This window comes from Dyadobacter sandarakinus (genome assembly GCF_016894445.1).
In the GTDB taxonomy this organism is placed as follows: Bacteria; Bacteroidota; Bacteroidia; order Cytophagales; family Spirosomataceae; genus Dyadobacter; species Dyadobacter sandarakinus.
The window spans coordinates 1073791-1088847 of the sequence record NZ_CP056775.1 but is presented as its reverse complement, the minus strand read 5'-3'; the positions used below and the strand labels follow the sequence as shown (position 1 = coordinate 1088847).

Here is a 15057-nt window from a genome sequence, read left to right as displayed (position 1 = left end):
AGGCGGCTTTTTTGCATTGATTGTTCTACATACCTAGCCTGTCACTCGGCTACAACCATTTTGAGCACCTCAGTACATGCATCCGATTTTATTTTCAATAAATAAATGCCTGTCCTGAACGATTGTCCGGCAATGTTCAGGGGCACCTTTTCGCCTGGCCTGACATTTTCCGGCGCCAGAAGGATGTGACCTTTTCCTGCTGCATTGATCATTTCAAAGGTAACTGTTCCGGCATGTTCCGGCGAAAGTGAAACAGTGAACCCGTCTTTTACCGGATTGGGAAAAACAGTTGATGGCTGCTTTTCCGCTACTTCCGGGAATACAGCTCCCCCGCCCAATCGTGCACCGGGGTTGACAGCCTGAATCACCAGCTGAGCGGGATTGCTGCCTGTTTCTCTGCTGTTGAAGGTCAGCCTGGTATTACGGTTGTAGGGATCTTTCAGAACGAAACTTATAATTGGTTTACCGGATTGCTGCGCCGCACTAACATAGCTGGTTACATCAATTTCATAATACTTGTAATCAGCATTGACAGCCACAAATCCCAGCGATGGCGTAGATGCGGCCGGGGCGTTCAGTTTCGTAATGCTACGTTCCTCCCAACTAACATTGTCGACACCATAGGCATGCAGTGAAATGTTATTATTGTTTTCATGATTGTGCCCGTAAACGCGCAGCTTTGCAGAACCCACGGGCACACCTGCCGGTAACTTGAATTTCAGGTACGAAGCGCGGCTGTTATTGGCGTCATTAAGGCCGTCTTTGACATTCAGCGTAGCGTCTGCTCCATACATCACCGGACTATACACCCCTCCCCGTACGGATGCATCTTCCAGCAGCGTTGCTACTCCCATATTGTTATCCGATTCGATTTCAATGGCGGAAACCCTGGGCTGGTCAGCCGCTCCTGTGAGGAAGTCGATGTTGAGCACGCCGTCTGTGACGATCACCGGAAAAGTAATCTGATTGGCACGCAGGGCTCCTCCTGCCTGAGCGAAGATGTCGTAGTTGGTCAGCTTGCGGCTGCCTTCCATGTTGACGTGGAACTGGCGGCTGCCCGCACCTCCCTTTTTGCCCGGCGCACCAAAGTACGTCTCGGCAAAGTGCAGGGTGACATTTACCAGTCCAATCTGTACCGGAATATTGTAGCTGAAAGAAGGTGAACTCCGGCCCGAGCGATAAAGTACATCATTGCTCGTGTTCAAAATATCACCCGAGGCGATGGAGCTGGTGCGGTCGATGCCGGCGTAATATTTATCCGCAATGAAAAGCTTCTTGGTAGCGGTGGTAAAGTCCGGCCCGCCGGCATTGATGCGGAGGGTGGCTTGCGGAACCGGCGGCTTTTCGGGGGCTAATTTAACGATCCAGTAGTCACCCTCACCTCGCGAAGGTTCGGTCTGATCAATGCTGTTAAAAACTTCCCCAACGAAGGCGAGTGTTCCGTCGGCGGCCTCTACCAGGTTGCCATAGGTGAATCCATCCCAAACTTTGTCCCATATTTTAGTACCGGCTGCATTGAACTTGATCAGCCAGATCCCCTCATTTTCTTCCGATTTGTCACCTCCGGCTGACGATCGCGTGATCCCAAATGCGATGTAATTACCATCACGGGTTTGAATCACATTCGTGCACCAGCTCAGATCACTTTCGCCTCCCCTTGCCCTGTCCCATTCCTTTGCTCCATCTGCTGAAAGTTTTACAATCCAGTAATCGTCAGCAGGACGGTCTTCGGTTTTATCCCCGCTTATTGCAGAAGAAGAATAACCTCCAACAACATAACCGCCGTCTGAGGTTTGTTCAACGGATCCAAAATGCTCTTCCCAATTGCCACCTAACACCCGATCCCATTGTTTGTTTCCGGCATTGTCAAGCTTTACAATCCAGTAATCAAAGTCGCCATTCCCGGCACTGGTTTTGTCGCCGGTGGGTTTAGTGTAGGTTTCAGAGTTACCGCCCAGTATGTATCCACCATCCGCCGTTTGTCTGACCGAAAACAACCGGTCTGTAAAAATGCTCCCGATGGTTTTGTCCCATTGAATCGCTCCATTCGCCGTTATTTTTACAATCCAGTAATCAATCCCCCGGCTCGGCTGAGACTTGTTAAAGCTCGCATCGGAATCCGAAAATCCGCCAAGTATGTATCCGCCGTCAGACGTATTGTCCATGCTGGTGATTACGTCAGTATACTGACCGCCTATTGCCTTGTCCCATTGTTTGTTTCCGTTTTTATCCAACTTCACAATCCAGAAATCTCCGGTATCCTCGGTATTTCCCAGAACTCCGGATGTTTTTTCACCACTGATGTCTGAGGATGAACCTCCTCCAAGAAGGTATCCCCCATCGTTCGTAACCAGGAGAGCCCTCAGATCGTCCAAACCATTGCCGCCAATCGTTTTGTCCCATTCTTTCTGACCGTCTTTCTTTAGCTTGACAATCCAAAAGTCATAATAACCTCTTGAAGCTTCCGACTTGTCTCCGCCTATGCCTGCTCTTGCAGAAGCTGCAAGGATATAGCCGCCATCAGGTGTTGGGGTAATCTTATAAATGGGAAATTCGTCAAGCGTGGTACCAATGGTTTTCTCCCACTGGATAGCAGGCTGAGCACAGAGACTTGCAGACAAGCCAAGGCAAAGCAGTAAACATTGTAAGTGAAGCAAAAATCGTTTCATAGGTGAATTGTTTGTGAGTAACATTTTATGACTACTAGTCAATCCATCATACCGGATACTGCCTGGACAGGAATTATATTTTACCGCAGCATACAATGGTCGACTGATAACCAGGAAAGCCGCTGGATAAGCGGCTTTCCTATTCACGATATTCATATAAAATGATTATTCTGCTACAAGCACCCTGACCACCTCTGTAAATGCATCCGACTTTATTTTCAGCAAATAAATGCCTGCATCGAATGATTGTCCTGCCGTGTTCATTTCTGTGTTTTCACCCGTTTTAGCATTTTGAACTGCCGAAATCGTGCGGCTTTTACCAGCTGCGTTGATCATTTCAAATGTTATGATCCCCACATGTTCCGGCGAAAGTGAAACGGTAAAGTGCTCTTTGATTGGATTTGGGAAAACGGTGGAAGGCTGCTTTTCTGTTGCTGCTGACAAAACTGCTTCCTCTCCCAGACGTGCACTACTGTTCGTAGTCTGGATCACCAGCTGCGGCGGGTTTGAGCCTGCTTCCTTGCTGTTGAAAATAAGCCGGGTATTCCGGTTATTGGGATCGTGCAGAAGCAGGCTGACCAAAGTTTCACCGGCTTGCTGCTGGGCTTTGACGTAGCTGGTCACATCAATTTCATAGTATGCGTAAACATCAGTGACTGTTGCAAAGCCAAGCGATCCGGTCGATGCGGCAGGGGCATTGGATTGGGTAATGCCGCTTTCAGACCAGGTATCCATATTGACCCCGTAAGCGTGGAGGAAAATAGGTTTTGTATTTTCATGGTTATGGCCGTACACGCGCAGTTTGGCCGAAATGACAGGCGTTTGTGCAGGAAGCTGAAATTTGAGGTAAGACGCCCTTCTTTTTGTAACGTCGCTGGACGAGTATTTGACCTCGAAAGTTGAGTTTGTTCCAAAATTGGTGTTGAGAAACTGTCCGGCCTGTATATAAGTGTCTGCAATCGGCGCCAGGGTCAGGCTCGTCGCCACCACTTCGATCGCCGAAACCCTGGGTAGATCTGCTGCTCCACTCAGAAAATCAATATTGAGCACGCCATCGGTGACCATTACCGGGATAGTCAGCTGCACGGCACGCAATGCGCCGCCTGCCTGAGCAAAGATGTCGTAGTTGGTCAGCTTGCGGCTTCCTTCCATGTTGACGTGGAACTGGCGGCTGCCCGCGCCTCCCTTTTTGCCCGGCGCTCCGAAGTACGTTTCGGCAAAGTGCAAAGTCACATTCACCTGTCCGTTTTGCACCGGAATATTGTAGCTGAAAGCAGGCGAACACCGGCCGGAGCGGTATAGTACATCATTGGTGGTATTCAAAATATCACCCGACGCGATGGAGCTGGTGCGGTCGATGCCGGCGTAATACTTGTCGGCGATGAAGAGCTTTTTGGTGGCCGTCGTAAAATCCGGTCCGCCGGCATTGATGCGAATGGTGGTTTGTGGGAGAGGCGGGTTTTCGGGGGCGAGTTTGACAATCCAGTAGTCGTTTCCGCCGCGGGAGGGTTCGGTTTTGTCAGCTGCCGCCGGAGAACCTGAATATCCGGCAAGGAGGAAACCACCGTCACTCGTCGCTATGATATCCCTGGCTTCGTCCAATGAATAATTTGAATAAATGCCCCCAATAACTTTATCCCAAAGCAGCGTTCCATTTGCAGATAACTTTACAAGCCACCAATTTTGCACCCCAGAATTGGCATCCGTTTTATCAAGATCTACCAAGGACTGCGTGTCGCCAAAAATGAGATAGCCGCCATCATTTGTAGACTGCATACCTGCCAGTTTTTCGAAATCATTTGCCTGAATAGTATTCTCCCATTCGATGACCCCAGTTGCAGACAGCTTAACGATCCAAAAATCATCATAAAAACTATCTTCCGATTTATCTCCGATCGCAGGGTTATCTGAAACTCCGCCAATCAAAAACCCTCCGTCTGGTGTATCAATAACAGATCGGAGAGCGCTGTTGCGAGAACTCTCACTACTTGCCCCCCTTATCTCTTTGGTCCAAAGCGTAGTGCCATCGGCGGATACCCTGATTACATAATATGCGCCGCCCCTTGCTTCTCCACCGCTCGTATCCGCACCAAGCAGGTAGCCACCACCGGGGACAAGCGTAATAGATGCCAGGCGCATGGTGTTAAAATTAGTATAGTAGTCTCTGCTCCATTGCAGTTCTCCGGAGGCGCTCAGTTTCACAAACCAGCCGTGGTTATTGCCGGAGCCCGTAGAGCTGATTGGAGAAGAACTTCCGGCGATTGCCAGCCCTCCGTCGGGAGCAACCTCCATGTCATTCAAAAATTCATTATTTGCCGTCCCGATCGTTTTCTGCCAGTTGATTGTTCCATCAGCCGCCAGATTCAAGACCCAGAGATCATCGTATTCGCCATGAACGGCATCCGTCTTGTCTCCACTGACCCCGGAGCTCGAAGACCCGGCGACAAAATAACTCCCGTCTTTCGCTTGGCGGATCGTGGAAAAAGTTTCGTGTCCGGTTCCACCCAGTGTCCGGTCCCACTGTTTGGTCCCGTCGGCAGCTAGCTTAACAATCCAATAGTCTCCATTTCCGCGTGCTGAATCCGACTTTTCACCTGAAACGCCGCTATAAGAAGTTCCTCCAAGAATGTATCCGCCGTCAAGGGTTTGCTGGACTGAATTCAGGCGGTCTTCATTGTTTCCACCAATGGTTTTGTCCCATTGAATAGCCGGCTGTGCAAGCAGGCTAGCTGACAAGCCAAGACAAAGCATTAAAAATTGTAAGCGAAGCAGAGATTGTCTCATCGGTAGAAAGTTGTTGAATATTAAAATGAACGTCAGTTTACCTTAGACAAAAGGTTGGCCCCGATACTGCCTCGCAGGAAAATAATGTCGGCAATTCGTGCATTAATATGTTGCAGTTAAATCGGAGATTAGGAGATTATTCGAATAATGCAGCTTAGTACACTAATGACCAGTTGATTGCAGAACGGGCATTTTACATCATTAATTTACCGCTTCATACGGGCATTCACTTGCTGAAAATCAGATTGAATACATGTAACGGGGTAGTCAGAATGCTTGTAACAGCATAATCTTTTTACAAAAGTCACACATGAAGAAGCTGCCTGTCAATTCAAACGGGCAGCTTTTTCAACGCATTTAAGATCCGACAATAAAGGATGATCAGAAAATCGCTTTGGTTGATGGCTGATAGATCACGTACCTCCGACCATTACATTTCTTTCAACAAAGTATACCTGATATTCCGGAGCGCCACAGGCCCGTGATCACCCTGAAACATCAGGGGACCCGAGGCACGCTCGTCTTCAAATGCGGCGGAGCGCGTGGGTCCGGTTACTTCGATATTTTCGTGAACCAGCACACCGTTGAGCTCCACCTTGAGGAATTTAGCATTAACGGTTTTTTTGCCATTGCGGTCAAAGCGGGGAGCCTGGAACACGATCCTGAAATGCTGCCACTCCCCTGCCGCTTTGCAGGCATTTTGAGCAGGCGGCGTGCCTTCAAATCCTTTTTTGGGAGTCCTGCCTTCATCCCAGCGCTGGTAAATTCCCCCGCAATCATAAAAATCAGGCTTTTTGACTCCCCAGCTATCGAAAATCTGCGCCTCGTAGCGGCCCTGCAGGTACACACCCGAGTTGGACTTGCTGGCTACGGCGAAGTCAAATTCCAGCTCAATGTCGCCATGCTGCATTTTGGTAAATAAATGTCCGGTATCGGGCTTGACAGGCAGCGCGAGAACGATCCCCGTACCCGGCTCAAAGCTTTTCTCGTCGGTAGTGGGACTGAAACTCACACTTTTGACCAGTTTCCAGTTGCTGGTGGTGGGCTCGAATTCGCTCAGGTTATCCAGGGAAACTGCATGCGGCGCCGCCTTTTTCTGCGCCGCACTTTCCAGCGAGCAGAAAAGTCCCATGCAAAACAGACCAATGATAGCAATCTTCATTTGTGCGGGAAAATGGGTTCAGGTTGATTTTTTAGTATGCTGCTGGTGAGAAACTTACACCTTATATTTTCTGTAAAGCTCTCCCCAGGGCTCGCGCATCACGCGTGCACGCAGCTGATTGGCTGCAAAGTTTTCGACGAATTCCTCTTTCTCCGGATTCCATTTCAAGTTCTGGTTAAGCAGCAGAGCAATGTTCCCCAGATGTGCCACAGTCACCGAGCGGTGGCCGATTTCCGCGGGTGCAGCGGTCAGTTTTTTCGAGATTACGCAGTCTATAAAGTTGCGGTAGTGGTTTTCACTTTTGTACAGACGCGTTTCCTGGTCACCGATAACGGTCGTGTCGATTTTTTCAGGAGTTACTTTATAGCTGCCTCTCGATACCCAGATCTGTCCCTCCGAACCATGAAACGTAATGCCGCGCGGTGCCACGGATGCATCCGAGCCGACGATCAGTTTTACGCCATTTTCATAAATACCCTCAAAGTAGAATTCCACCGCGGTGTTCCAGACCGGATCGTTCGACCACTTTGCTTTGGGATTCCGGATCTCCACCGGCCCGGTATGGTCCGTGCCGATCCCCCACTGCGCAATGTCGAGGTGGTGCGCGCCCCAGTCGGTCACCATACCACCCGAATAATCCAGGTTCCAACGAAAATTGACATGCGTGCGCGCCGGGCAGTACGGAGCCTCGGGAGCAGGACCCAGCCAGGTTTGGTAGTCAAAATCTTTGGGCACCGGAGTCGGAGCTGTTAATTGTCCCGTTTTTCCAAAATCCGGCGTACCACCGGGCAATCCGCAAACGACCTTTTCCAGCTTGCCGATCCGGCCGTTTCTGACCAGCTCGCACACCCGCAGGAATTCCGGCGCGGATCTTTGCTGGCTGCCTGTCTGAAATACTACGCCGGATTTCTTCACTGCATTGCTCATCGCCCGCCCCTCCGAAATGGTCAGCGACAGGGGTTTCTGGCAGTACATATGTTTACCGGCCTTGGCAGCCATCAGCACGGGTATCGAATGCCAGTGGTCGGGCGTCAGCACTGCCACGGCATCAATATCCTTGCGGTCGATCACTTCCCTGAAATCAACCGATCCTTTGGTCGCTTTGTACGTTTTGCCGTTTTCCTTGGTGTAAAAATTATCGACGAGCTCCGTGAGGTACTCTCTGCCGCCCATCTTTCCGTCCCAGTACCCGGTACTTTTCTTATTGACGTCACAAATGGTAGTCACCTGCACACGCTTGTCGGGCAGGAAGCCATTCACGTCGTTTTCGGCCTGGTTACCTGCGCCGATGAAGGCCAGGTTGATGCGGTCCGACGGACTGACAAACCCGTTTTTCCCAAGTGCCGACGCCGGGATTAAAGTAGGAAATGCGATTGCGGAGGCAGTAGCGCCAGCCGTATTTCTGATAAAAGCTCTTCTTTTCATATTCATGTATTAGTCGGATCAGGGTATTGCAATGTGGTGAAAACGGCTAGTATCCTGGATTCTGACCGCTTTTCAGCATTTCAGGGTTACTGTCCATTTCAGTGATCGGGATCGGCATCAGCAAGTGTGCGGTTACATCAAACCCCCAAAGCATTTCGTCGTATTGCGGTCCCATGCCGAAATCCGTTTTTTTCCAGGTTCCCAGATTAATGAATCCTGCCTTGTGCCAGCGTTTCAGATCGTCCCACCGGATACCTTCTTCACCCACCAGCTCGCGCATGCGTTCATCCATGATATGCTGCATGCTCACGGTAGTCAGATTCGCCGGAACCGCGGCCGGAGTACCCGTGGAGGTCGACCTTCTTGCCCGCAGCCGGATGTCGTTCACCTGTTCAAGCGCCTTCGCCGGCTGGTTTGTTTGTAGATAAGCCTCGGCCGCGAGTAATTTAACATCGGCCAGGCGAAGAATCCGTGTATTATTAATGGAATTGATATTGGCGATCCCTGCATACTTACCTCTTTTTCCATTGATGTACTTCACCATCTGATAGCCTCCATTGAATGCAAAGGCTCCGCTGGATTCTTTTACAAAGGTTTCTGCAATCCTGGGGTCGCCCACCTCGAATGCATTGACCATTTTAAAAGTAGGTCCTACGATTGTACCCTGATTGGTAAAGTTGTTTTCAAAATGTTTGTAAAAAGCACCCATCGTACCCACGGCATCGGTAAAATCATTGTCCAGCCACGGGTTCTCCGCCGTTTTCAGGCTGGCCTGGAATTCGAACAAAGACTCCTCATTGTTTTCAAAACGGTAATCAAAATTCTCCCCGAAATGATTGGTGAGTTTGCGCGTGGCCGAAATGCGGGTGAAAGCCGTGATCGCCTTCTGGTAGTCCTGCGCATTTTTTCCATTAAAACACGCCCGGGTAACATAGCATTTGACGAGTAATCCATTGGCCGCATCCTTCGTCACCCGACCCGATTCGCTGAGCGGCCATGTTGCCGGGAGCAACTCAGCCGCAGCTTCCAGGTCTTCAATTGCTTTGTCCAGCATCTCAGTACTTTGGGAAGGGCCGTGATAAATATCGGACAAGCTTCGGATCCGCTCTGTGACCACGGGCGCTTTGCCCCACCAGCTCCATAGCTTATAAAAACTCCATGACCGGAGAAACAGCATTTCGCCCTTATTCTGATCGGCCAGGGTTTTGTTGTTGTAAACACCCATATTCCCGTCGATGACTTCCAGCATGGTATTGGCGCGACTGTTCAGCTGGTAAAGACGATTCCAGATGAAGTTTATATCCGGATCCGAACCATTCAAACCTTTGAAATTGTCGATCTGCCGGGGATTGTTCGCCATCAGGTCGTCGCCGGGCAGCAGCCAGAGCTTGTGGCTGGGCGCATTGGCATTGTACCCGTAGAGGTCCGTAATTTTCGCATACACACCCAGCACGCCCCGCTGCATACGTTCCTCGTCGGAGAAGTACTCCGATTCCAGTTCTCTTGTAGGTTTCACATCTAAATTCCGGTCGCAGGCGCTGCATACCACAAGCACCATCAGCACAGACCATATCAATCCAAAGGGTTTCATATACCGGTCGATTTGAGATTAAAATTTTGCACTCAGGCCGAAGTTGAACACACGCGGCTCGGGGTTGTCGTCATTCTCGGGATCCAGCCCGCTCCATTTGGTCAGGATAAAACCATTGTTGACGCTCACATACAGCCGCAATGCGCTCACGCTTTTCAATGGAGCCAGCAATGTTTTCGGGAAAGAATAACCCAGCTGGGCATTGCCGAGCTTGAAATACGCGGCGCTCTCGACATAGTACGATGAAGCGCGCAGGCTGCCGTTCGGATCGTTGACAACCGCCCGGGCGATGTCCGTGTTCGGATTTTCCGGCGTCCAGGCATGGAGTACGGCCACGCTCCGGTTGTTGCCGCGGGTTGCGGTACTTTCCATGGTCGCTCTCGCATAGTTATACTTTTTCACATCCCCCACGCCCAGGAAAAACACCGAAAGATCAAATCCCTTGTAATTCAACCCCACATTGAAGCCGTAATAGTAGCCCGGGATCGTTTTGCCCAGATTGGTGCGGTCGTATTGATTCACCGTCCCGTCTGCACCCGGTGTGTAAAATTCGTAGCCCCTGGCAACATCCGGCGCGCCATTCAGGTCTGTGAAATACCGGTCGCCGGGCTGAAAGGTCTGCGTAATGGTAATGTCTTTGGTGTTTCCGGTATACCGGTCAATTTCACCCTGGTTCTGGAAAATGCCCGCTGCCTGATAACCATACAGGTAGTTCATCGAGTAGCCCGGCTCAATCCTCATGTCGCCACTGTTCAGAGGAATGCCCCTGAATGTACTGAGTACCCGGTTTTTGACAGTAGTCAGGTTCGCGCCAATACTATAACCCAGATTGCCCACCGACCCGCCATAATTGGCCGAGATTTCAAAACCGGAGTTTTTGACCGAAGCAATGTTATCAACCGGGTTTTCCTTGCTTCCCACGCTGGGCGGGATCTTTGTTTCCTGCAAAATACCGTCTGTCCGCTTGTGGTAATATTCGGCTGAAAAGGAAAGGTTGCCCAGCAGCTGTCCGTCAAATCCGATGTTGGTGGTGGTGATTTTCTCCCATCCGAGTTCTGCATTCGGGAAAGAAAACATGGCCGCGCCTACCCCATAGTTACCGAGTCCGTTACCTCCCGGATTGGAGCCGAATGCGTACGTTGGTCTTTTTTCCACCGGTGACAGATAAGCCAGTGGACGTACTTCCTGGTTACCCAGCTTGCCCCACCCCGCGCGGAATTTCAGGTCGGTGAGCCATTTGTTATTCTGAAGAAACGGCTCGGAGGTCAGGCGCCAGGCCACGGAGGCTGACGGGAAGGTACCCCAGCGGTTCTGCGGTGCAAACCGGTTGCTCCCGTCCCTGCGCATGGTAGCATCCACATAATATTTGTTCTTGAAATTATAGCTCAGCCTGCCCAGCAAACCCTGCAGCGCCCACCGGAACAGCTCCGATTCCACCATTGTGTACTGGTTTTCACCTCCCAGCTTGAACAGATGCTTTTCAATGGTAGACATGGATTCGGTGGAGGCGGTCACGTATTTGGCCGAGTACCGCTGGTCCATGCCATTCAGCAGCAGGTCAAAATTGTGCAACCCGAATGCTCTGTGGTAGTTGATCGTCAGTTCTTTGATCAGGTTAAAATTGGTCGTGTACCGCTCTTCGTACGACCCGAGCGACTTGCCGCCGCCCTTGTCGGTCGGACTGCCGGAGTAGGTAAAGTACTGACCTGTGTAGTTGTTAAAAGAAAACCGGTCGTGTTTGTACCAGTCGATGCTGACCGAACCTTTAACTGACAGGCCCTCGATCGGGGTGATTTCCACGAATGTATTGCCGAGATTCCGGATCGAATTGTAGTCCTGGGTGTTGAACTGCGTTTGCGCGATGGTATTGGCGCGGGTGCCTTCCCCATATAATTTATCCGTAGACCAGACTCCCTGCGTATTATAACCTTTCACCACCGGCGCAAAACCTCTCAGAATAGGCAGACCATTGGGATCATAAACGGGCTGCCAGGGCGGGGTCTCGGCGGCGCTGGTCAGGCCGGCCTGCATATTGTCATACCCGTCAACATAGGCCAGCCGGTAGTTGATACCCGTCTTCAGCCAATCATTGATCCGCGTGTCGAGCTTGATGTTAAAAGAATAACGGTCTAGTTTTTCAGCAATGAGGGTACCTTCTGCTGAGGTGTACCCGGCGGACGCATAATAGTTGGTCGACTGCGTTTTACCCGAAATCCTGACGGAGTAATCCTGATTGACCGCATTTCTGTTGATGGTCGGCGTCTGCCAGTCGTAGGTGTTCCGGGTATTGCCCAGGTAACCGGGATTCGCGGGATCAAACACGGGGTCGAGCGCAAAGCTGGGGTTTGCGGCGTAGGATTTTCGGTAAAAGTCTGTGTACGACTGTGTATCCATCACATCCCATTTCTTCACCACGTTCTGGATCCCGTACCGGGTGTTGAGCTCGATGACGGGCTTTTCTGTCTGGCCGCGTTTGGTGGTAATAAGGATAACACCATTGGCTGCGCGCACACCATAGATCGCAGCGGCGGATGCATCTTTCAGTACTGAAATTGATTCAATATCATTGGGATCAATCATGGTCATGATGTTGATCGGACCACGCACATCGCCGACGCGCGCATCCTGGCCCTCAATTCCGCCTCCAAGCTCCGTAATGGGGATGCCGTCGACTACATAGAGCGGATCGGCCACTCCCCAGGTACCCACGCCCCGGATCCTTACTTTGGGCCTGGTCATGGGGCTGCCCGAGTTACCGGAAATATGCACGCCCGTCATGCGGCCCTGCATGGCGAGTTCAGGCGACATTGAAACACTTTTGGTAATTTCCTCGGATGCAATCGTGGAAATGGAGGTAGTAACGTCCTTTTTCTGGCGGCTACCGTAACCTACCACGACCACTTCCTGCAAGCTCTTTTCATCCACTGCAAGCACCACGTCTATGGCACTCCGGTTTCCAATTACAACTTCCTGGCTTATATAGCCGACAAACGAAAAGATCAGCGTAGTTTCATCATCCGCGACGTCGATCGAAAACGCACCTTTTGCATCTGTGGACATTCCTTGCTGGGTGCCCTTGACAATGATGTTCACACCCGGCAAACCCTCCCCGCTTTTGTCGGTCACTTTCCCGGTTACATTCCTTACCTTAATCTGTGGCGCCTCCGGCTTCGGGGTTTCGGTTTGGATCGGTGGTGAATTTTCCCGGACAGGATGATGTAGTTGTTCTTTTTCTTTGCGTAGCGAAGACCGAGTGGCGTTAACAGTTCGGTCAGGCTGGCTTCAATGGTCTTTTGAGGCCGCAAAGCACTGGCGGGTACCATCAGGCTTTCCAGGTTTTTCTCTTCAAAAAGAATATCCGTATGAAACTGTTCTTTCAGCCTGTCCAGCGCATTGATCAGGCTCAGCATCGGGACTTGAACAGGTCGCGGCGGCCGCACTTCCGATTGCGCCATCATTTGTGCAGTGACAGGCAGTTGCATGACCAGCAGCAAAAGCATCAGGCATGCGGCCCGGCACTGACTACGGGATTTTTCAGGTAAAATATGCGTCATCGTAAACAGGTTTAGGTTGGGTCATGAAAGCGGAACAGGGTACTTATCTGCGTATCTTTAATTCAACAGATACAAAAACCCGGAGATACCCTAACTGAATTGAGCTAATTTTTCACAAAAAAATGCAAGTAGTGCCGACTAAAAGAGGCGTACTCATCAAACTGCCTCAACGCCTACTCACTATAAACGTCACTCGCTACGCTGTTGAAGCGTATAGCCGTCGGTAGTCTGCTTCAAATCCAGCGTCATCATCTCAGACAAAGCTTCCAGCAAATCTGCCGCGGTTTCGGCCTGAAAAGTGCCGGACACCGTGCGGGTCAACAAGGCAGGTTCGGCAATGCGAACGTTCACTCCGTATACGTCGTTAAGCTGGTCTGCTATTTCCTTCAGAGAGGTATTTTTAAAAAGGAATTTCCTGACCTCTCCTTTCTGCTCAGCCGCTTGCACGACGCGGTGCTCTTTCTGTATCTTTTTTTCGTCAGAAACGGTCACCAGATCCCCCGGTTTCAGCAGCAGCGGTTGTGCGGCCATCGGATTGGTCAGCCTGATACTGCCCGTGCGGAGCAGCACTTTGGTGGATTTCAGCCGGCAGTTTACCAGGAACTCGGTTCCGAGTACCTCGATCGCAGTCTGATCGGGCGTATAAACAATGAAGCGCTGCGCGTCCGGAAGGTGAGCGACTTTGAACTCCGCATCTCCCTCTAGCCACACGTAGCGTGTATTTTTACCAAACCAAAACCGGGGGTACTTCAAAGAAGAATGCGCCCCAAGCTGTACCTCCGAACCGTCATGCAAGCGAATGGACAGGGTTTGTCCATGGCGGCTGGTCATTCGTTGATAGTACCAAAGGTCTTTCGACAGCCACATCCCGGCCACCAATACTGCGGACGCTGCCACCGCCGAGAGGAAAATGCCTGCCCGCTGCCAAACCGGACGCCGGATTTCAGAAACCGGAATGACCATCGGCAATGGTTCATCCGCTGCATCAGAAGAAACAGCAGAACCGTCCCCCCGCATAAACAGGTTGAAACTGGCACGGGCATCTTCCAGGTTGGGCTGAAACTGAGGAAATTGCCGCTCCCACTCGTCCAGGTAGGTATAGTAGGTTTCGGAACCTTCCCTGGTTTTAAGCCAGCTTTCAATTTGTTGTCGCTCGATAGGTGTCGCCAGATGCGCGAAGTATGCAAAGACAATTTCTCTGGTGATCTGAGGCTTAGATTCATTCATGACTTAATGCATTGCGAAAAACGTGGAGGGCTTTTGTCAGGTGCGCCTCTACGGTTTTTAGTGAAATGTGTAGTTCGTTTGCTATTTCCTGATTCTTGCGTCCTTCAAACCGGCTTAACAGAAAGACCCGGCGCACTGACGGACTCAGCGCGCGGATTACCCGATCAATGCGCTCGGCAAGTTCATCAAACTGGATCTGGTCAGCAGGAGGCGACGCGTGGGCGAGCATTTCTTCGGATCGGTATTGGTCTACCGAAATGGTTATTTTGGCCTCTCGTTGCAGATACAGCAGGCAATTGTGGCGAACTGCCCGGTACAGGTATGCGCGGTAGGAACAGGTAATGCGCTCAAAAATCCTTTTTTGCCAGAAGGTTTTGAACAAATCGGCGACGATATCTTCCGCAATCGCTTTGTCATACACGAACCGCGCAGCCTGACTGCAAAGTGGCTGATAGTACCGGCGAAAGAGCAGATCGCACCCTTGGTACGCATCCGCGGCAAAAGCCCTGCGGATCAGGATTTCATCATCCGGTCGCAGCACGCCGTCATGATCCAGCGAAACGGATGGATGTGCTTGTTTGTCATCTTCGTCAGAACTCGGGGAAATCATAGCCAGATCAAGTTGCGTCAAGGTACAGATACCTA

Annotated in this window: 9 protein-coding genes; all 9 read right to left on the bottom strand. The window is 50.9% G+C overall.

Translation table 11 applies throughout. The features are described from left to right. Window positions 1-41: 41 nt before the first annotated feature. A complete protein-coding gene (locus HWI92_RS04375; protein WP_204660952.1) occupies window positions 42-2669 on the bottom strand; it encodes a CBM96 family carbohydrate-binding protein in 2628 nt (875 codons plus the stop codon). 165 nt (window positions 2670-2834) lie between these two features. After that, entirely contained in the window at window positions 2835-5453 is a 2619-nt protein-coding gene (locus HWI92_RS04370) for a CBM96 family carbohydrate-binding protein (RefSeq protein WP_204660951.1), read from the bottom strand. Window positions 5454-5883: 430 nt separating this feature from the next. Then, on the bottom strand, window positions 5884-6615 hold the full coding sequence (locus HWI92_RS04365) for a 3-keto-disaccharide hydrolase (RefSeq protein ID WP_204660950.1): 732 nt from the start codon (window positions 6613-6615) through the stop codon (window positions 5884-5886). A 54-nt stretch (window positions 6616-6669) separates the two neighbouring features. Then, complete coding sequence (locus HWI92_RS04360) at window positions 6670-8040, bottom strand: Gfo/Idh/MocA family protein (protein ID WP_204660949.1); 1371 nt, start codon at window positions 8038-8040, stop codon at window positions 6670-6672. Between the two features lie 46 nt (window positions 8041-8086). Then, window positions 8087-9631 (bottom strand): RagB/SusD family nutrient uptake outer membrane protein, encoded by a 1545-nt coding sequence (locus HWI92_RS04355; protein WP_204660948.1) that lies wholly within the window; start codon window positions 9629-9631, stop codon window positions 8087-8089. A gap of 18 nt (window positions 9632-9649) precedes the next feature. Beyond that, on the bottom strand, window positions 9650-12784 hold the full coding sequence (locus tag HWI92_RS04350; RefSeq protein WP_262897701.1) for a SusC/RagA family TonB-linked outer membrane protein: 3135 nt from the start codon (window positions 12782-12784) through the stop codon (window positions 9650-9652). Continuing rightward, window positions 12775-13185, bottom strand: coding sequence for a hypothetical protein (locus tag HWI92_RS04345; RefSeq protein ID WP_204660946.1), 411 nt, complete (start codon window positions 13183-13185; stop codon window positions 12775-12777). Before HWI92_RS04345 ends, HWI92_RS04350 begins: the two co-directional genes overlap by 10 nt. Window positions 13186-13374: 189 nt before the next feature. Further along, on the bottom strand, window positions 13375-14412 hold the full coding sequence (locus tag HWI92_RS04340; RefSeq protein ID WP_204660945.1) for a FecR family protein: 1038 nt from the start codon (window positions 14410-14412) through the stop codon (window positions 13375-13377). Beyond that, window positions 14405-15022, bottom strand: a complete 618-nt coding sequence (locus HWI92_RS04335) for an RNA polymerase sigma-70 factor (RefSeq protein WP_204660944.1) — start codon at window positions 15020-15022, stop codon at window positions 14405-14407. Before HWI92_RS04335 ends, HWI92_RS04340 begins: the two co-directional genes overlap by 8 nt. Window positions 15023-15057: the final 35 nt, after the last annotated feature.